Source organism: Kaistella sp. (genome assembly GCF_041824135.1).
Taxonomy (GTDB): domain Bacteria; phylum Bacteroidota; class Bacteroidia; order Flavobacteriales; family Weeksellaceae; genus Kaistella.
Window position 1 is genome coordinate 59127 of the sequence record NZ_JBGZYM010000117.1, and the last position, 18917, is coordinate 78043.

Annotated in this window: 17 protein-coding genes; 2 read left to right on the forward strand and 15 right to left on the reverse strand. The window is 36.6% G+C overall.

Annotation, left to right across the window (positions count from 1 at the left end; all coding sequences use genetic code 11):
* Position 1 precedes the first annotated feature (1 nt).
* The 15 genes from ACEYOS_RS14735 to ACEYOS_RS14805 all read right to left on the reverse strand — a co-directional run bounded on the left by ACEYOS_RS14735 (position 2) and on the right by ACEYOS_RS14805 (position 17548).
* Positions 2-436 carry a 3-hydroxyacyl-ACP dehydratase FabZ family protein gene (locus tag ACEYOS_RS14735; RefSeq protein ID WP_373709520.1) on the reverse strand — a complete coding sequence of 145 codons (435 nt, stop codon included), beginning with the start codon at positions 434-436 and terminating at the stop codon, positions 2-4.
* On the reverse strand, positions 437-1234 hold the full coding sequence (locus ACEYOS_RS14740; protein ID WP_373709521.1) for an enoyl-ACP reductase: 798 nt from the start codon (positions 1232-1234) through the stop codon (positions 437-439).
* Positions 1228-2280 carry a type III polyketide synthase gene (locus ACEYOS_RS14745; protein ID WP_373709522.1) on the reverse strand — a complete coding sequence of 351 codons (1053 nt, stop codon included), beginning with the start codon at positions 2278-2280 and terminating at the stop codon, positions 1228-1230. Before ACEYOS_RS14745 ends, ACEYOS_RS14740 begins: the two co-directional genes overlap by 7 nt.
* 36 nt (positions 2281-2316) lie before the next feature.
* Positions 2317-3033 (reverse strand): methyltransferase domain-containing protein, encoded by a 717-nt coding sequence (locus ACEYOS_RS14750; RefSeq protein WP_373709523.1) that lies wholly within the window; start codon positions 3031-3033, stop codon positions 2317-2319.
* Positions 3033-4175: an NAD(P)/FAD-dependent oxidoreductase gene (locus ACEYOS_RS14755; RefSeq protein WP_373709524.1), complete on the reverse strand. Its 1143-nt coding sequence runs from the start codon at positions 4173-4175 to the stop codon at positions 3033-3035. Before ACEYOS_RS14755 ends, ACEYOS_RS14750 begins: the two co-directional genes overlap by 1 nt.
* A gap of 89 nt (positions 4176-4264) precedes the next feature.
* Positions 4265-5197, reverse strand: coding sequence for a hypothetical protein (locus ACEYOS_RS14760; protein ID WP_373709525.1), 933 nt, complete (start codon positions 5195-5197; stop codon positions 4265-4267).
* A gap of 116 nt (positions 5198-5313) precedes the next feature.
* A complete protein-coding gene (acs, locus tag ACEYOS_RS14765) occupies positions 5314-7221 on the reverse strand; it encodes an acetate--CoA ligase (protein ID WP_373709526.1) in 1908 nt (635 codons plus the stop codon).
* Between the two features lie 385 nt (positions 7222-7606).
* Entirely contained in the window at positions 7607-9508 is a 1902-nt protein-coding gene (locus ACEYOS_RS14770) for an AMP-binding protein (protein WP_373709554.1), read from the reverse strand.
* A 121-nt stretch (positions 9509-9629) separates the two neighbouring features.
* On the reverse strand, positions 9630-9992 hold the full coding sequence (locus ACEYOS_RS14775; protein WP_373709527.1) for a response regulator transcription factor: 363 nt from the start codon (positions 9990-9992) through the stop codon (positions 9630-9632).
* Positions 9993-10118: 126 nt separating this feature from the next.
* Positions 10119-10565, reverse strand: coding sequence for an IS200/IS605 family transposase (gene tnpA / locus ACEYOS_RS14780; protein ID WP_373709528.1), 447 nt, complete (start codon positions 10563-10565; stop codon positions 10119-10121).
* 69 nt (positions 10566-10634) lie between these two features.
* Positions 10635-13370, reverse strand: coding sequence for an ATP-binding protein (locus ACEYOS_RS14785; RefSeq protein WP_373709529.1), 2736 nt, complete (start codon positions 13368-13370; stop codon positions 10635-10637).
* A gap of 338 nt (positions 13371-13708) precedes the next feature.
* The gene (locus ACEYOS_RS14790; RefSeq protein ID WP_373709530.1) at positions 13709-13936 is read right to left on the reverse strand and encodes a DUF6814 family protein; all 228 of its coding nucleotides are present in this window, start codon (positions 13934-13936) and stop codon (positions 13709-13711) included.
* 46 nt (positions 13937-13982) lie between these two features.
* Positions 13983-15533: an MFS transporter gene (locus ACEYOS_RS14795; protein ID WP_373709555.1), complete on the reverse strand. Its 1551-nt coding sequence runs from the start codon at positions 15531-15533 to the stop codon at positions 13983-13985.
* 139 nt (positions 15534-15672) lie between these two features.
* The gene (locus ACEYOS_RS14800; protein WP_373709531.1) at positions 15673-16992 is read right to left on the reverse strand and encodes a hypothetical protein; all 1320 of its coding nucleotides are present in this window, start codon (positions 16990-16992) and stop codon (positions 15673-15675) included.
* 139 nt (positions 16993-17131) lie between these two features.
* Positions 17132-17548, reverse strand: coding sequence for a helix-turn-helix domain-containing protein (locus tag ACEYOS_RS14805; protein WP_373709532.1), 417 nt, complete (start codon positions 17546-17548; stop codon positions 17132-17134).
* A 230-nt stretch (positions 17549-17778) separates the two neighbouring features.
* Between ACEYOS_RS14805 and ACEYOS_RS14810 the strand changes: the two genes are divergently transcribed.
* Together ACEYOS_RS14810 and ACEYOS_RS14815 are read left to right on the forward strand one after the other, a co-directional pair.
* Positions 17779-18675, forward strand: a complete 897-nt coding sequence (locus ACEYOS_RS14810; RefSeq protein ID WP_373797604.1) for an aspartate carbamoyltransferase catalytic subunit — start codon at positions 17779-17781, stop codon at positions 18673-18675.
* Positions 18676-18796: 121 nt separating this feature from the next.
* Positions 18797-18917: carbamoyl-phosphate synthase domain-containing protein (locus tag ACEYOS_RS14815; RefSeq protein ID WP_373797605.1), on the forward strand; the 121-nt coding region annotated here is incomplete at its 3' end.

Genomic DNA, 18917 nt, shown 5'->3' on the forward strand with positions numbered 1-18917 from the left:
TTTAATTGACTTTAATAATTCCTGCGATGGTTCCTTCACACACTGCTTCTGATCTTTCATTCAGCATCTTTACTTTGCATTTTAATTTATTAAATCTAAAGTAAATTTTCTCTGAGATCACAGTGACTTTTTCACCCGGAAAAACTGGTTTTAAAAATTCGATATCTGTTGAAGTTAATCCAATCTGATTTTCTTCAGTAAGATCATCTCCAAGCAGAAAAATCCCCAAACAAACCAATCCGATCTGCGCCATACATTCAGTTAAAATAACGCCAGGAGTTACAGGATTGTTTTTAAAATGACCTTTGTAAAAATCTAAATTTTCTTTAAATGTAAAAATCCCAGTCACGCCATTTTCATCAACGCTTACCAAATCATCCACAAATAAAAATGGAGTAGTGTAAGGTAATTTTTGTAAAATTTCTGTGGTATTCATTTAACCTAAATGTTCGCCGCCATCGACGGGAATTACACAACCATTGATCCAGGAAGCTTCGTCCTGACATAATAAACTGACGACATTCGCTACATCTTCTGGCGTGGTTAACCGCTTAAAAGGATTGCGCTTTTTGGTGTATTCTTTTATTTCTTCACTTCCCGGAATCATTTGCAATGATCGTGTATCTGTAACTCCGGCCTGAATACAATTTGACCTTAAACCGAATGGCGCAAATTCTAAAGCTATATTTCGTGAGATGGCTTCTAAAGCTGCTTTTGCCGCTGAAACTGCACCGTAATTATTAATAGGTTTTGTGCTTCCTTCACTGGTAAAAGCAAGAATTCGTGCATCTGCAGCAAATAAGCTTTCGTTGAATAATAGTTTTGTCCAGTCGTACAAACTCGTGGCCATCGCTTGAAGCGTAATTGAAAAATCATCTGTAGAAAGACTTTCGCTTTCAGTTCCAATCATTGGTTTCAAATTTCCTTTGGCGATGCTGTGCAGAAGACAACGGATTTTTCCATTCTCACCTAAAGTAATTTTTAGTTTTGAAATTATATCTTGCTGTATGGTAGGATTTAAGATGTCTTTATTTAAAGTTAAATATTGAACGTTCTGATCTTCAAAAAATAAAAATTCTTTATTAATTACTTCCATTTCAGCGCGGGAATTCCGATGAATAATACAGATATTCATTCCTTCGCTTGCTAGTTTTTTTGCAGAAGCTAAGCCTAATCCTGAACTTCCGCCCAGAATAACTGCCCAATAGTTTGTATTTTCAAATCTTCTTACCATTGCAGTAAAACTCTTTGTGCCGAAAACCCAGGACCGAAACTGAGCATCAAACCTTTTTCTCCTTTCTTCGGTTTTTGATTCATGATTTCTTCTAAAACATACAAAACCGTTGCGCTTGACATGTTTCCATAAAGGCGTAAAACTTCTTTCGTCATATCGATATTTTTACCCAAATCAGAAAATAATCCTTCGACCATTTGAACGATCTTTTTTCCACCCGGGTGGAAAATTAAGTGATCGATATCTTTAATTTCTAAATTTTGTTTGGCTAAAAATGGATGGATAATATTCGGGAAATGTTCCCCAATTGTATCGGGAACTTCGATATCCAAAATCATTTGTAAACCAGAATTGGTGAGTTTGAAACCCATCATGTGTTCATTATTATAAAAATGATACATTTCTTCTGCGAGAATTTCTGGACCTTCCGCATCTTTATCGGAGGAAAGCAGAACACACGCTGCACCGTCACCAAAAATCGCTGCACTCACAATGTTCGCCATGGAGAAGTCTTCCAGTTGAAAAGTCGCTGTTGGACTTTCTACTGCGATTACGGCAGCACGTCTTCCAGGATTTGCCTGAAGGAAATTTTTGGCATAAATAATTCCGGAAACTCCGGCTGCGCAACCCATTTCGGTCACCGGTAAGCGGACGATGTCCTGGCGTAAATTTAATTTATTGATGAGATAAGCATCAAGCGAAGGAATCATAATTCCAGTGCAACTTACGGTGATTATATAATCCAACGATTTCGGATCCCAATTGGCTTTTTTTAGTGTTTTATCTAAAACCTGTTCACCTAATAAAACAACTTCTCGAGCATAAATGTTATTTTTATCTTCGAAAGAAGTTGCGGTGAAAACTTCTGCCGGATCCATGATGGAGTAGCGTTCATCGACAGCTGCACCTTCGAATATTTTTTTTACTTTACGTACAAAACGGCTTTCCTGACCTTCTAACCAAAGATCGAGGAACGGCAAAACTTCGGAAGTTTTTCGGGAATATTTTGGCAGTTGCTTGGCAACCGTAACTATTTTTACACTCATATGTCTTTTGAGGTACGGAGCAATCCGTAACTATTATTAATTTGTTTTTGTAATGATCCATTGGTAGCGGAACGCCCACTTCCATTTGATGCTGTGTTTTTTTAACCCTAATTCTTTCGAATATTTTACCAGGTCTTTTTTTTTGAAGCCTCTTAAAATAGAAATCAGACCGTCATTTGCGGTCATTTTTTCTAATCTGAAAATAAAGATAATCATTTGAAACAAGCGATAGGCTAATTTACTTCGCTGTAAATCATTAACCACAATCCCTTTTTGGACCAAATTTAAAATAACTCGCATGATTTTTCGAATTTCATCATCTTTGAAATGATGTAAAGTCAAAGTAATCAAAGCGATATCGATGTTATATTTTGAAAAATCGTACAAAAAAATGTCTTCTGCGAGATAGGTGATATTTTTAAAATCGGTCGAACATTTTTCAGCGTGACGAATGGTTGCTTCGTTGGCATCGATGCCTATCAACTGAAATTTCAGATTATTTTTAGCTCCAAATTTTGACAGCATTCGAAGCATATCACCACTTCCACACCCGAAATCCATAATGGTAATGGTTTGGTCTTTTGGAAGATCTTTTATTAAATGCTGAACGCCATCTAAAGTTACTGAGTTTCCGCCGAGCAACTGATTAATTCGCGCAATGTCATCCAAAGCGGTAACTAATCCATTATTATCCATTGAAAAATCATCCATCGATTCTTCAAGATCTGTCCTATACGTGGTATCTAAAGCCATTAATTTTGAGTCATTTTGATTTCTTTTCCGTGTGTTTTTCTTATAATGATCGGAAGTAGGAACGGGAGATAAGTTATTAAGTTAGTCAAAACTTCGGAGAGTTTTGAATGTTCTAAAATACTACCTAAAATTCGGCCATACCATAATCTTTGTCTGAAATTTTTGTTCCAGTTTTGAGAATAATTCTGCTCCATTTCTTGTCGTGATATTTTTCCCGACAAAAAATCGATGGTTTGGTCTGAAGCCAGTTTTGCACTGTGAATCGCCATGGCCATTCCGTTTCCGCACAATGGATGAATCAAACCTGCCGTATCGCCCATCATTAAAATATGATCTAGGACGTTTTCTTTTTTCTCAAAACAGATCTGACTGATAGTCAAAGGTTTTTCAAAAACTGATTTAGAATTTTCTAAAATATTTTTTAAATGTGGATTTTGTCCAACTATTTTTTGCTGAAATTCTTCAATATTTTTGTATTTCTTGAACGATTTAAAATTTGCTAAATAACAGATATTGAGCAAATCATCTTCAACTTTGGAAACGCCACAATAGCCGCCTTTAAAATTATGTAAGCCAACAACATCATTTGGAAATTCTCCGTTATAATGAGACTTGACCGCTAACCAAGGCGATTTCTGCTCGATGAAATCCCGTTTCATTTTTACATCTATATTGGATCTTTTTCCAAATCCACCCAAAACGACTTTCGATGTCAAAGTTTTGCCGGACGCCAGATGAACTTCAAAATAATCATCTTTAAAAATAACCTCATTCACTTGATCTTCGATAATTTCACAGTCTTGAGATAGCGCTTTTAAATAAAGGGCATGATCCAAAGTATAACGGCTGACCCCAAAACCACCGAGTGGAAGTTTAGTTTCAATCGTTCGTCCGGACTCTGATGAAAATTGCAAGGTAGAAATGTGGGTCGGTTTTAATTCCTCAATATCGACGTTAAGCCATTTGAAATAGGGCAGGACTTCATTGGAAATATACTCGCCGCAGACTTTGTGTTTTGGATAGTGATTCTTTTCAATAACAATCACTTCAACTCCCATTTTGGAAAGGTGAATCGCGCTTGTTAAACCTGCCAAACCGCCACCAATAATGATGACATCGGAATCATATTTCGAACCTTCCAATTTTTTTATTTAAATGTAGTAATTTTTAAACCACAAAAGGCAAAAGTTTTATTGGTCTAAAAATCATTTTTAAAAAGAACATAGAACTTCTACTTAATTTTTTGCCATTTCTCCTTTTCCATTATAGCGCGAACGGCTGCGTAAAACTTTACAAGCCCGAGAGAACCGCGCTCGCCATAATCGTAGATGGTTTTAGTTTTTCCGTTAGCATACACGATTTTAGTTTCAATCGCACTATGATCACAACAACCATCAGAGTATCTATCCTGTAAGTTTTTGAAATCTATATTATTTAGATATGAAGAGAAGTTTTTAAAATTCTGATTGTTATTTCCGAAATATTTACCATCCAATTTTTTATAAAAACGAGAATTTAAAAGAGTTGAATCTTTTTTTAAAGATAAAGTGTAGTATACGCCGGGTGAATAACCACCAAACTGAGTGAAAATAATTTCCGAGATTTGTTGATTACTTTTTGTTTTTACAAATTCTGTAAGTTCATTATTTCTGATCATTAAGGTGTCATACTTTAAAACATCATTTTTATCATCAAATTCAATTCTAAAATTTAGAAGTTTAATTAAATTCTGATCGTTGTAATTTATTGTTTTTGCAGCAAAGATCCCATACACGCCTTTTCGTCCAGGATTTACAATTTTATACCCGTTTAATGAACTTAATAAAATAACACAATTCCAGGTATCACCTTCTTCGTCAATAAATCTTACTAAATTTGCATTCAAACTGTCTTTTTTATATTCCAGATTGACTAGATAATCCTGTTTTCCATCCTGATTGAAATCGGCTTTGTAAATTGGCTTTAGATTTTCTTTCGCAATTATTTTTCTAAAAGATTTGATCGAATCAATGAAGTTTTCACCGGTCCAAAAATCTGTTTTTAATACCAGGTCCTCGTAATTTTTATCCGCATAAATAATTTCTAATATTTGTTGGTCTGTCAGATCTTTTTTCTCACACGATAAGATCAGAAAGAGACCCAAAAACAGAATAATGAATTTCATAGTTTAATAGTAAAAAAGAAAGATACAAATTTTCACAAAACAAAAACCTCGCGTTTCCGCAAGGTTTAATTAAAATTACTGGATGTATTTCTTCAACACATCAACACATTAACACATCAAATCTTCTCATTCTTAATCTCCTCCACAATCTCCGGATTCAACAATGTCGAAGTATCACCGAAATTCGCGAAATCACCTTCTGCAATTTTTCTCAAAATACGACGTATAATTTTACCGGAACGGGTTTTTGGCAAGGCGGACACAAACTGAATTTTATCCAGTTTTGCGATCGGTCCTATCGTATCTGAAATCACTCCGTTTATTTCTTTTCTCAAATTATCTCTATCACGTTCTTCACCACTGTCTTTCAACATTACAAATCCATATAAAGCACTTCCTTTCACATCGTGCGGATAACCAACAATTGCAGATTCCGCCACGGCTGGATGCTGATTTACACTATCCTCAATTGGTGCAGTTCCGAGGTTATGTCCAGAAACAATGATCACATCATCGACACGTCCGGTGATTCTGTAGTAACCAACTTCGTCTCTCAATGCGCCATCTCCAGTAAAATATTTACCTGGAAAAGCCGTGAAATAAGTTTCCTTATATCTTTGGTGATCGCCCCAAATTGTTCGGGCAATTCCGGGCCACGGAAAACGGATACAGAGATTTCCATCCACTTGGTTTCCGGTAATTTCGTTTCGTTTGTCATCCATCAAAACGGGCTGAATTCCCGGTAAAGGCAAAGTCGCATAAGTCGGCTTGGTTGGCGTGATAAATGGTAAGGGCGAGATCATAATTCCACCGGTTTCTGTCTGCCACCAAGTATCCACGATCGGGCATTTTTTCTTGCCAACATGATCGTTATACCAATGCCACGCTTCATCATTGATGGGTTCACCCACAGAACCAATGACTCTCAAACTCGACAAGTCATGTTTTTCCACCCATTCGTAAGATTCTTTTGCTAAGGCCCGAATCGCAGTCGGAGCGGTGTAAAATTGAGTGACTTTATGTTTTTCGATCACTTCCCAGAAACGATCTGGTTCAGGATAAGTCGGCACTCCTTCGAAAATTACGGTCGTCGCACCATTCGCCAACGGTCCGTATAAAATGTAAGAATGTCCAGTGATCCAACCGATATCCGCCGTACACCAATAAATATCATTTTCTTTATAATTGAAAACATTCTTAAAAGTATACGCCGTGAAAACCATAAAACCTGCCGTGGTATGCAACATTCCTTTCGGTTTTCCAGTCGAGCCAGAAGTATATAAAATAAACAGAGGATCCTCCGCATCCATGATCACCGAAATAAAATCAGCAGGTGCTTTGTCATAAAGAGGCGCTAACCAAACATCTCTTCCTTCCCTCATTTTCACTTCGCCACCCGTTCTTTTCACCACTAAAACTTTTTCAACAGTCGGACATTTTTCTACAGCTTCATCGATGATTCCTTTCAAATCGATCGATTTTGCACCACGGAAACTTCCATCAGAACAAATAATTACTTTCGCACCACAATCATTCACTCTCGATTCAACCGCATTGGCCGAAAATCCCGCAAAAATTACGGAATGAATCGCACCCAATCTCGCACAGGCCAACATGGTAACCGCCAATTCCGGAATCATCGGCAGATAAATACAAACCCGATCGCCTTTCTCCACGCCTAAATCACGCAGCACGTTGGCCATCTTGCAAACCCGATCGCGCAACTCTCTGTACGAAATATGTTGCGCCTCTTCTTTCGGATCATTCGGTTCAAAAATAATCGCCGTTTTATCGCCACGTTCATTCAAATGCCGATCAATACAGTTTTTGGTGATATTCAGTTTGGCATTTTTAAACCACTCAATTTTCGCATTTTCCATATCGTACGAAACCACTTTCGACCAGCGTTGATACCAAACAAAATTCTCATCCGCCACTTTATCCCAGAATTTTTTCGGGTTTTTGATCGATTTTTTGTACTGTTTAAAATAGTCCGGCAAATCGTCTATCACATAATTTTTCATAATATTTTATTTTTTTTAATTCTAATTTTATTCAGGAGCCAGTCTCGTCATTCAGACGAGATGCTATCCGCTCATACTCCTCACACCAAAGCTTTTCCCAACGCCTGTTCCGGGGTAACCGCTTCTATCAGGGCTAGCTACGACCCGATTTTATTTATTCCAATTTTGGTTTAAATATAATTTCATTTTTTTCATTCACAGATTCATAGGGCTTCACCCTATGCTATTGATTATGCCACTTCGTGGCTGAGTTAATAACTTTTAAACTTTGCTGAGTGAAACGCCTTTGCGTCCGTAATTTTCTGCAGCATTATTAATTATTTCTTTGCGTCCCGATAGCTATCGGGATTGCGTTAAAATATTTTATGCGAAATGACACAACAATTTACAAATACTTCTTTTTATACTCATTCATTTTCAACTGCAATTCTTCCACAACACTTTCATCATCAATAGTAGAAGGCATTTGATATTCCTTTCCATCCAACATCGTTCTAATCAATTTCCTCAATATTTTCCCAGAACGTGTTTTCGGTAATCGATTCACCACCAAAGCATTTTTCATACTTGCGACAGGACCAATTTTTTCCCGAATCAATACAACAAGTTCTTTTTCCAAAGTCTTTTCATCTGCGTCTGAACCTGATTTTAAAACTGCGATTGCAAACGGAATTTGACCTTTCAAATCATCATCAATTCCAACCACGCAGCATTCTGCAACTTCTTTATGAGCCGCTACAACCTCTTCCATTTCCGCCGTAGAAAGTCGATGTCCTGCAACATTGATCACATCATCAACTCTGCCGGTCACGAAAACATAACCGTCTTCATCTTTAATTGCGCCGTCACCTGAGAAATAATATCCCGGGAATTTTGCTAAATAGCCAAATTTAAAACGTTCCGGATCACCCCAAATTCCCATCATCGCTCCTGGTGCCAGCGGAAGTTTAATGACCAAATACCCTTCGTGATGTGCTTCCAACTCATAACCTTCTTCACTGAAAACCTTAATATCATATCCTGGAATAGGCTTTCCAGCTGAAGCTCTTTTAATTTTTACGTCTTCAACTCCCGGCATTAATCCTAACATTGCCCAACCAGATTCGGTTTGCCACCAATGATCGATTGCAGGAACTCCCACAAATTCATCATACCAATCGAGCGTTGCAACATCACATCTTTCGCCCGCTAAGAACTGCGTTCTCAAAGATGAGAGATCATATTTTTTAATAAATTTTCCTTCCGGATCTTCTTTTTTAATGGCACGAATGGCGGTTGGAGCTGTAAACATTGCCACTACTTTATGCTCTTCAATAACTCTCCAAAATGTTCCGGCATCTGGAGTTCCAACTGGTTTTCCTTCAAAGATGATCGTTGTATTTCTGTTAATTAATGGACCATAAACCGAATAACTGTGTCCAACTGCCCAACCAATATCGGAAGCTGCCCAAAAGGTTTCGCCTTCTTTTACGCCATAAATATTCTGCATCGAAAACTTCATCGCAACGGCATGTCCGCCATTATCGCGAACAACGCCTTTTGGTTTTCCGGTCGTTCCAGAAGTGTAAAGAATGTAGAGTGGATGCGTTGATTCTACGGGAACGCAATCGGTTGGATATGATTCGGTCATCAATTTTTCAAAGTCAACCAATGACGAATCGTTCTTAAAATCAACCCGATTTCCTAATAATTTTCTATCAAACGCCACAATATGTTCCGGTTGATGTTCGGACATGGTGATCGCTTCTTTTACAAAAGGCAAATACGGAATTCTGCGGGAAACTTCCATTCCCGAACTGGCCGTTAAGATCGCTTTTGGTTTGCAGTCATCAATTCTGATCGCTAATTCTTGTGGGGCAAATCCACCGAAAACTACGGAATGCGTAACCCCTAATCTTGCACAAGCCAACATAGCAAATACAGATTCCGGAATCATCGGCATGTAAATAATGGCCGTGTCTCCTTTTTCTAAACCCAATTTTTTCAGTCCGCCCGCAAATTTTGAAACGTGTTCTAAAACTTGACTGTAACTGTATTTAATGATTCTATTCGTCACTGGTGAGTCGTAGATGATCGCAGTTTGATCACCAAAACCATCATTAACATGTTTGTCAACTGCCAGAAAACAAGTGTTGAGTTCACCATCTGCAAACCACGTTGGATATGTTTCACCATCATCGGTTAGGATGTGGATTGGTTTTTTAAACCATTCAATTTGTTCTGCCTGCTTCGCCCAAAATTTTTCTTTGTGAGCGATACTTTCTTTAAACATTTCATCTGCTTTCATCATGATTTCTATTTTTTTTTGTCCAAGGTTCAAGGTTTGAGTTCGAAGATTATTTCTTAAATCTAAAATCTATTGTTAATTTTCAACTATCAACTATCAACTATCAACTATCAACTATCAACTATTTTAAAAGTTCTTCCACTCTTTCTGTTAACTTTTTAATCGAGTAGGGTTTGGTGATATAATCGTCTGCACCCATTTTTAATCCTTTTTCAATATCAGCAGGATTGTTTTTTGCACTCAGGAAAATCACTTTGATATCTTTTAAATTATCCTGACTTTTAATTTCCTGCAGCGTCGTAAATCCATCAACTTTGGGCATCATGATATCCAGCAGGATCATATCCGGGATTTCGGTTTTCAGCAATTCCAAAACTTCGGAACCGTCTCTTGCGATAAATACTTCATAACCCACTTTGCGAAAAGCATATTCCAGGGTCATAATTATTTTATGTTCGTCGTCTGCGATTAATATTTTTTTCATATCATTTCTTCTTTTATGCCGTAGGTTTATCCTGGGCTTTTGTTGAACGTTTAGCGTTCTTAACTATTTTGAGCGACCGCGAAGCGGTCGAATTTCTTTGCCGTATGTGAAACTTACGGACAACTTTTATAAAAAGTATTTTTCATCAAATTCAATTTCATTTTCGACTAATAGTCGCCGGTATTCAGATTCAAAATTCTCAATATGATGATGCTTTTTTTGATTTTTAATATAATTAATGATCATCTCTTTATCTCTGATACAGTACGTAAATGCGCCATAACCTTCCTGCCATTCTTCAAATTCGGGAAATAAACCACTTTGTTTCATCCATAAGTTACTGGCGACTTTAATATCTTTTACCAATTCGCTCAGTCGAACGGTTGGATGCAAACTGGTGAATATATGCAGATGATCCGGCATTCCATTAATTCTGTATAGAGTGCATTTTTTGTTTTTAATAATTCCCCAGATATATTTATACAATTCTTCTTCATGATTAGAATTGAGGGTTGGTTTTCTATGTTTTGTAGAAAATACGATGTGATAATATATTTGGGTGTAGGTTGACATTTTTTTTATTCATTCCGTTGTTGAACCCTTCGGGTTCTCACTTGTTTTTTTATCATTTTTCCGTACGTTTCACATACGGCTATTGTTGTTGAACCCTTCGGGTTCTTTATTGGTGTTGTCTTCAGTGATCAATCCATCATTTTCTTTAGAAATATATGTGGGTAAGAAAATCTCAAACGTCACCCCAATTTCTTTGTTTTTTACTAGAATGTCGCCGCCATGCGCGAGCATTATTTTTTTACAAATTGCTAAACCTAATCCGCTTCCTGTTGGTTTTTGCAAATTTTGATTTTTAGACTGATAGAATTTTTCAAAGATGTAGGCCAAATCTTCTGTTGGAATTATTTTTCCGGTATTGAAGATGGAAATTTTTAACTGGTTTTCGTGTTTCTGAAATTTCGTCTGAATCATTCCTTGCTCGTTGGTGAATTTCAAAGCATTTCCTAAAATGTTTTGAAAAACCTGGATCATTCTCGGTTCGTCATATTCGAAAATTTCATTTTCTAACAGATTGACTTCGGAATGGTGCAAACTCCTTTGTTCAAAAAGATGAAGCAAAGGTTTCACCGATTTATGAAAAGTTTGAATAATATTAAAGGACTGAATATTCAAAGGAATATTTCCGGTTTCCAATTTATCCAAATAGAGAATATCATTAATAATTTCGCTTAAACGATCTGATTCTGAGATAATGTTTTCCAGAAAGTCTTTTTTTAATTCTGCCGGCATTTCTTCATCATCTAAAAGAATTTCACTCGTAGCCCGAATTGCAGTAAGCGGTGTACGAAGTTCATGCGCAACACTATCGAGAAAATCATCTTTTTGCTTGTCTTTCACAATCAGATTTTTATTGGCGTTTTGAAGATCATCAGATAGTTTAAGCAACTGTGAAGATTGCTCACTTAATTGTTTGTTGATGGAAATGTTTTCCTTAGATTCTTCTAAAATTTTCAAGACTTCCGGAAGTGAAATTTTATCTTCTTTGGTCACGCCTTCAATTAAAATTTTTGCTGATGCAGTGCCGATTCTTCCACTCAAGAGATTTTCTGAGAACTTAATAAAGCGAGAATCTGCGGTGTCGCTATCATTAGTGATTTTATATTTTAAATTAAAAATTTTCAGGGCTTGTTCAGTCTTTTTCTCACCAAGAAATTTTACTAAGATCCTTTGAATATCGGAGACGTTTGCTGTTCCTTTCCAGATGTAGGCGTTCTCATGATTTTGAATGTAATCATTGATATCGACATAAATTTCAGCATAATTCCTTTCCCGATAATCTGAAACTTTATTTGCAGAAATGATGGTAAATAAAAGTCCATTAACCAAAACACTCCAAAAGAAAATTTGTGGAATAGGTGATAAATAGGGAATATTAAAAAAACTAAAAAAGGCGTGATTGAAGAAATTACTTTGGTGATAATTTTCAGAAAAACTTGGCAGTACCAATCCTAAATAACAAATAACAACTCCGACAATAATTCCGGTCATGGATCCTAGATAAGTTCCGCGTCGCCAGAATATTGCGCCGAAAAAAGAAGGAGCCAATTGAGCGATCAGGACGAAAGAAACCAAGCCAATACTGAATAAACTTTTACCTAATATGTAGTATTTATAAAAAATAAAACTGATTAAAATCAATAAGAAAATACTAATTTTTCTAATGTTAACGATGTTTTTGGTGTTGTCAGTTTCTGAACTAAACTTGAATTTATCCAACCATCCGTAAGGAATGATAATGTTATTTGAAAGCATAATCGAGAGTGAAATGCTTGAAATAATAATCATTGAAATACAAGCGCTCAAACCTCCAAAAAAGACCATTGTTGAAATGACTGTGTTTCCAAATTTTTGTGGAATGAGAATAGAGTAGAGTTCTGGATTTACGTTTTCACCAAAAAATAAGATCTTTCCGCCCCAAGCAATCGGGAACACGAAAAAATTAAAAATTAAAAGGTAAAGTGGGAAAAGCCAGATCGCCGTTCTGATGTGTTTTTCTTTTCTATTTTCAATGATCGCAGTGTGAAACTGTCTCGGCAAAAGGAAAATCGCTGACATTGAAAGCATCGAAAGTAAGAACCAATTGAAACCACCTTCTAAACCGTTGAAAGAATTTTTTGTTGCGAAGTCTGGTAGTTTTTCAGCCTGTTTGTAAATATCTTCAAAGCCATTAAATACTCCATAAACCACGAATATTCCCAGGATGATGAAGAAAATTAATTTCAGAAAACTTTCAACTGCTATAGCAGAAATAATTCCTAATCTTTTTTCTGAGGCATCTACATATTTGGTTCCGTAATAGGATGAAAATAAGGCGATTATTAAAACAACATACGTTGCTGAATCAAAAAACATATTCGAAGTTTGATCCGTTTCTGTAATTAAATGAAAGGTTTCTGAAATTGCTTTGATCTGCAAACCGATATAAGGAATAATTGCAAACATACAAACCAACGCAATGATCGCACTTAACGAACGACTGTTTCCATATCTTAAAGAAATAAAATCCGCGATACTACTGATCTTGTTGACGCGGGAAATCCGGATAATTTTAGAATTGATATAAATCCAGGACGGAATAATAATGATAGGACCGATATAAATCGCCATATACTCTAAACCTTGATTTGCTGCCACACCAATGCTTCCGTAATACGTCCATGCCGAGCAGTAAACCGCTAATGACAATGCATAAACGTACGGATTGTTTACCCAAAAACTGCTTCTTCTTTTCTCTGCGAAATACGCAATGAAGAACAGAAGACCCAGATAGAGTACAACCAGTGCAAAAAGCAAATAACTATTCATGGAATTTTTTAAAAATAATAAATGAAGTGAGACATGAGGCTGCCCAAACAAAAAAGATATAGACGTATATGAGCGGCAAGCCAATTAATTTCTGTGAACTGTTGAACAAAAGCAAAACTGGCGCATTGAATAAAATAAACAATGCGATACTTAAAATTACCAGTTTTTGTTGATGTCGCTTTTTCATATGTAGTTTCTACTAATTTTAAAAGTCATATGGAATCGTCTAATCGCCATTTTGAATTTTTTAGAAATTTGTAATTGCCGATTTCATTTTGATAATTAAAAGAAAACAACGGGAAACGAATTTCCCGTTAGTTTCCTAATTTTAAATTGTACTATGCTTTATCGTCGGAATATTCTCCCGTAAAAGAATACCAACCGAAGATTCCTAATCCACCGACAATGATGGGCATCAATACGGTGAGGATGATCCAGCCAAACACATTGTCTTCTTGTTTATCAGACATTACTTTCGGAATTCCGAAAACTGTTAATCCGTAATAGGCGACTACCAATGCCAGAAGAATCCAGACTATTCCTAATATTTTTTTTACTTGATCCATTTTTTTTGTTTTTTAAAGTTACTGAAAATTTGAAAGATGATGCGTTTTAAACTACTGGATTTTCAACCGGTACTTCGTCTTCTACCAATTCATCTTCTTCTAAACTTTTATTTTTTGTTTTTAAATAAAGGGTTCCGATGACCAAACAAACTCCAGCAACTACGATCGGATACCATAATCCTTCGAGATACCATTCGGAATGTCCGGCGCTTTTTCCGGAGACGACGAGATAAGTTGCAACTGCAGGAAGCAATCCTCCAAACACTCCATTACCAATGTGGTACGGCAATGACATTGAGGTATATCTAATTTTCAGTGGGAACATTTCAACTAAGAAAGCTGCGATTGGCCCGTAAACCATGGTTACAAAAACCACTTGAATGAAAACCAACACAATGAGTAACCATCTGGTGTCTGGATTTACTGTGATCGCTTGTTTGATAAGCGGTGCTTCAGGCTTTCCGTTCACCATCGATACTCCAGCTGCGGCCCAATGGACAATACTGTCTTCTTTCATTAAAGTACCGTCGCTAAATACGGTTTCCTTGTGGAAAGTGATCAAACTATCTGTTGGAATTTTTGCGTGAACTTTTACGGTTCTCTTTTCGGTTACCCCATTTTTAGCGATTACTTTACTTTCAATTTGAACTGAGTTATACATTGCTTTATAGATTGGTCGGTAAGCGATAATCGCTAATAACATCCCGATCATCATAATTGGTTTACGACCGATTTTATCAGATAACCAACCGAAAAGCACGAATAATGGAGTAGCAACGAAAAGTGCCAAAGCCATCATCGTATCCACTTGTGCAGATTCAATATTCATTACTTTCTGCATAAAACTCATGGAGTAGAATTGACCCGTGTACCAGATCACCCCTTGTCCCATTACGGCTCCAAATAAAGCTAACAAAACGAATTTGAAATTGAATTTGTTTCCGAAACTTTCTTTCAAAGGATTTTTAGAAGTTTTTCCTTCTTTTTTCGCTTTGGCAAACAAAGGTGATTCTGCCATATTTCTTCGAATGATGTAAGAAACTCCCACCATTAAGATGGAGATCCAGAACGGAATTCTCCAACCCCAACTGTCGAATTCTTCTGGAGATAGTGAAGTTTTCGTTACTAAAATTACGATCAGTGAAATAAATAAACCTGAAGTGGCAGTGGTTTGAATCCAGGAAGTCCAATATCCTCGTCGGTGAGGTTGGGAATATTCGGCGACATACGTTGCAGCACCACCGTATTCTCCACCTAAAGCCAAACCTTGTAATAGTCTTAAGATCAAAACCAAAACCGGTGCAGCGTAACCAATGGTTTCATATTCCGGTACACAACCGATTAAGAAGGTTGAGAATCCCATGATCAGAAGCGTCACTAAGAAGGTGTACTTTCTACCAATGATATCTCCCAGTCTTCCGAAGAATAAGGCTCCGAAAGGCCTTACTACAAATCCAGCAGCAAAAGTCGCAAGCGTTGATAAGAAGGCTGCAGTTGGATTATCTGCCGGGAAAAATTTGGTGGCTAAAACCACGGCTAAACTTCCGAAAATGTAGAAGTCATACCACTCAATCAGTGTCCCGAGTGAGGAAGCCATGATGACGCCCCAAATGGTTTTGTTTTTCTTTCTCTCCGCAACGTAAGCATCATGCTCTTCTTGCGTGTTAAATTTTTTGGCCATAATTTATTTGTTTTTGTTTTTTAAAATTGATAAACGTAGATCGGTAAGATTGTGTTTAAAATGAATACATCACTCTAACCATTGCGCGGAAATTACCAACATCTTTCATATTATTTTGGGCTTTCCCTTCAGTGTTTAAATCACCCCATTTTGCAGCGGTATATTCAAGTTCTGGAGAAATGTTGAATTTATTTTGTTTAAAATCAACCCTTGCGGAAGCACGCCAAACCGCATCCAAAACTCTCGCACCAGAAGCACCACGGATGTAAAGGTTTTTGTAGCCTGCATCAACACCGGAATTTTTGGTATATCCAAAGAAAACTCCGGGAGCAACTTTCGGATTTGCACTTGCAACATCTATCCAAAAAGCAGAAGTCTTGGTTGGTTTGTACGATTCCTGTCCGTTCGGTTCTGTATATCCTGCGAATCCCCCAAGCAAAACCAAATGGTGAAGGTTTCCACCAGTGATTCCATATAATTTGGTGATGATTTTGTCGTTGGCATATTTAAAATAGCCGAAGTACATATCAGAATTTACCGTTTCATCTGAAACTAATCCTCCTGATTCAATAACCGGTTTCAAAGACTGATATTCTGCGCCAGCTCCTGCCGTTACTGTTTTTGTTTTATATTGTAATTGTCCGTGGAAAGTCGGAATAGAAGAATTGAATGTCGCACTGTTCACAGAAGCACCTATAGCATTTGCAGTTTGGAATTCCCGGTCTTTATAAGCGACAAGAGTTAAAGTTAATTCTGGAGTCAGTTTCTGAGCAACTTTAACTTGACCTGCCCAACCAAATGGATTGAAAATAATTCCACTATTAAAGTTGGCAACTCCTGGGAAAACATCAGGAACAACTGATGGATACCAAGTCTGTCCGAAAGTAACTGCAGTTTTGGGCCAGGCTAAAGTAGCGGTCGCATGGCGAAGTCTCATTAATCCTGTACTTCCGCTTCCAGCTGAGGTTTTGTTGAGTTCAGTATTACCAAAAAAATCAGCTTCAATATTTCCGCTGGCTTTTGCTCCCCAAACGTCTGGACCTTTAAATCGAATTCCAACCCTGGAGGTAATTGCCAAAAAGTTACTTCCACCCGCGGCATTAATGTCTTTTCCGTTGGCGTCTAATTTCTCATCAAGTGGATAAAGGTTAAGATGCATTTCACGGGAGTAAGCAGATTGTCTGCTGTCGAAATTATATTCGGTGCGAACCCAGCCATATAAGGAAGCGTCCCATTCTTTGGGTTTGGCTTTTTCGGCTTCCAAAGCTTCAATTCTTTTTAGAAGATCTTCGTTAGAGGGAATTTCTTGCGCTCTCAGTAGGTTTGATAAAAATAGAGAAGAAGCAATTCCTAAAAAAATAGTTGATTTCTTCATAGATTAATAATTTTTAGTTTGTTTTTTTGTCGAAACGAAATTGAAACTAAAATTTTACTTGAAGAAATTTAATATATATCAGTGTAATGGATATAGGTTGTTGAATAAAACTTTAAAATACAGAAGAAAATCAGTGATTTTATTTTTTAAATCTTTCCCATTTAATCATCATGTATTTATCGCCAAACTCCGTGATAACAAGCCCTGAACCTTTTAAATTTTCTTCCTTAGACATGTATTCGATCAATTCGCTTTGCTTAAATACTTTGTATACAGGGTGAAAATCAGAATGTGGTGGACGTGTAATATTATATTTTTTAACCCAAGAACTTACCGTATTGTGTGAAACGCCTATGATCCTTTCGATTTCTCTGTAACTTAAACCTTCTAAATAGAGTTGAAGCGTTTTGGTAACTACATAATCATCAATCTGTTTCCCCAACTTTTTTACGGTGAAATAGTATTTGCAGTCTTTGCACAAAAACCTTTGGCGATCTTTAATAATACCACTTTTAACAATGTTTTTCTGATTACATTTTGGGCAGGAATTTGGCATAAGTATATCTTTTTAGCAAATATATAATAAATTAGCAAACTTTTGAAATTATGGAATATAGTTTTATTTTATTATTGTGACTTTTGAAATAAAATTATATCTTTGCACCTAATGAAAAGAATATTTCCATTAGACGATTTACACAAAGGCAGCAATGCCGATATTAACGATATTTATTAACATAACGAAGCCCTATTGGCTTCGTTTTTTTTGATTTAAAAACTAAAATTATGCTCAGAACAGCCGATTTATCCGTAGAGAAAATTAATAAATTACTCCAAGATGCCGATGAGTTTTCAAAAGGTAAAACATTGAAAGCCAAAACTGAAATCTATGTCTCCAATCTTTTCTTTGAAGACAGCACCCGTACGAAAACGAGTTTCGATGTGGCTGAAAGAAAGTTAGGTTTAAAAGTAGTTCCGTTCGATATCGCCGCAAGTTCTGTAAATAAAGGAGAATCACTTTATGACACCGTAAAAACTTTGAAAAGTTTAGGAATCGACCTTTGTGTGATTCGTCATAAAAAAGAAAAATTCTACGATGAGTTCAAAGGAATTGATATTGCAATCATTAATGGTGGCGATGGAACCGGAAATCATCCATCTCAAAATCTTTTAGATTTGATGACGATTCAACAAGAATTCGGAAAATTTAAAGGATTGAAAGTAGGAATTGTTGGCGATGTAAAACACAGTCGTGTCGCAAATTCAAACGCAGAAGTTCTAAGAAAACTAGGCGCGAAAGTTTATTTTTCCGGACCAGAGCAGTGGTTTGATGAAGGAACGATTATCAACGGAACTTACCTTTCAATCGATGATTTGATAAAGGAAGTTGATGTTTTAATGTTATTAAGAATTCAGCACGAAAGACATGAAAGCGATGAGAAATTAAAACTCTCTTCTGACAAATACCACAGACAATTTGGTTTAACCAAAGAGCGCGAAAAAGCAATGAAGAAAGAGGCCATCATTATGCATCCAGCACCGATTAATAGAGGAGTTGAGATTGCTGATGAATTGGTAGAATGCAAACGTTCCAGAATTTTCAAACAAATGGAAAACGGCGTTTTCGCGAGAATGGCCATTTTGAAAACATCCTTAGAAGCAAAAGGATTCGAGTTCGAATAAAATAAATCTATAGAAATTGCAAGGTAGATTCCTTGGTAAATACAATTGACGCTGGATTATGAAAGAAGTCCTTGCGTCTTTTCAATAAAAATAAAAAGTGACGATCTAGTAAAAAGTAAAAATGAAAAAGAAATTAGTATTAGAATCCGGCGAAGTTTTCCACGGAAAAGGTTTCGGAGCCGATCAGGACATTCAAGGAGAAGTCGTATTCAATACTGGGATGACGGGTTATCAGGAATTAA

What these genes read in the sequence shown, in the direction of transcription:
- ACEYOS_RS14735 (WP_373709520.1), bottom strand. Translation starts at nt 436, where the DNA reads ATGAATACCACAGAAATTTTACAAAAATTACCTTACACTACTCCATTT.
- ACEYOS_RS14740 (WP_373709521.1), bottom strand. Translation starts at nt 1,234, where the DNA reads ATGGTAAGAAGATTTGAAAATACAAACTATTGGGCAGTTATTCTGGGC.
- ACEYOS_RS14745 (WP_373709522.1), bottom strand. Translation starts at nt 2,280, where the DNA reads ATGAGTGTAAAAATAGTTACGGTTGCCAAGCAACTGCCAAAATATTCC.
- ACEYOS_RS14750 (WP_373709523.1), bottom strand. Translation starts at nt 3,033, where the DNA reads ATGGCTTTAGATACCACGTATAGGACAGATCTTGAAGAATCGATGGAT.
- ACEYOS_RS14760 (WP_373709525.1), bottom strand. Translation starts at nt 5,197, where the DNA reads ATGAAATTCATTATTCTGTTTTTGGGTCTCTTTCTGATCTTATCGTGT.
- acs (WP_373709526.1), bottom strand. Translation starts at nt 7,221, where the DNA reads ATGAAAAATTATGTGATAGACGATTTGCCGGACTATTTTAAACAGTAC.
- ACEYOS_RS14770 (WP_373709554.1), bottom strand. Translation starts at nt 9,508, where the DNA reads ATGAAAGCAGATGAAATGTTTAAAGAAAGTATCGCTCACAAAGAAAAA.
- ACEYOS_RS14775 (WP_373709527.1), bottom strand. Translation starts at nt 9,992, where the DNA reads ATGAAAAAAATATTAATCGCAGACGACGAACATAAAATAATTATGACC.
- tnpA (WP_373709528.1), bottom strand. Translation starts at nt 10,565, where the DNA reads ATGTCAACCTACACCCAAATATATTATCACATCGTATTTTCTACAAAA.
- ACEYOS_RS14785 (WP_373709529.1), bottom strand. Translation starts at nt 13,370, where the DNA reads ATGAATAGTTATTTGCTTTTTGCACTGGTTGTACTCTATCTGGGTCTT.
- ACEYOS_RS14790 (WP_373709530.1), bottom strand. Translation starts at nt 13,936, where the DNA reads ATGGATCAAGTAAAAAAAATATTAGGAATAGTCTGGATTCTTCTGGCA.
- ACEYOS_RS14795 (WP_373709555.1), bottom strand. Translation starts at nt 15,533, where the DNA reads ATGGCTTCCTCACTCGGGACACTGATTGAGTGGTATGACTTCTACATT.
- ACEYOS_RS14800 (WP_373709531.1), bottom strand. Translation starts at nt 16,992, where the DNA reads ATGAAGAAATCAACTATTTTTTTAGGAATTGCTTCTTCTCTATTTTTA.
- ACEYOS_RS14805 (WP_373709532.1), bottom strand. Translation starts at nt 17,548, where the DNA reads ATGCCAAATTCCTGCCCAAAATGTAATCAGAAAAACATTGTTAAAAGT.
- ACEYOS_RS14810 (WP_373797604.1), top strand. Translation starts at nt 17,779, where the DNA reads ATGCTCAGAACAGCCGATTTATCCGTAGAGAAAATTAATAAATTACTC.